Here is a 257-nt window from a genome sequence, read left to right as displayed (position 1 = left end):
TTGAAAGAGTGCGTAACAGCTCACTAGTCGAGTGGCCCTGCGCCGAAAATGTACCGGGGCTAAGCTGTCTGCCGAAAGCGCGGATTAAGTACTGAAGTATTTAGTGGTAGGGGAGCGTTGCATGTTCGTGGAAGCATTACCGTAAGGGGATGTGGAGGACATGGAAGTGAGAATGCCGGTGTGAGTAGCGAGATGCAGGTGAGAATCCTGCACACCGAAAGCCCAAGGATTCCGGGGGAAGGTTCGTCCGCCCCGGG

The 257-nt window shown here is 55.3% G+C and carries 1 rRNA gene; it reads left to right on the top strand.

Annotated features, from left to right (window positions below):
* Positions 1-257: ribosomal RNA gene (locus Afil_RS10880) — 23S ribosomal RNA — on the top strand; the annotation flags it as partial.

Origin of the sequence: Allobaculum fili (genome assembly GCF_020969955.1) — a bacterium.
Classification (GTDB): Bacteria; Bacillota_I; Bacilli_A; order Erysipelotrichales; family Erysipelotrichaceae; genus Allobaculum; species Allobaculum fili.
The sequence above is the reverse complement of the archived record's forward strand: the minus strand, read 5'-3'. Positions and strand labels throughout refer to the sequence as shown.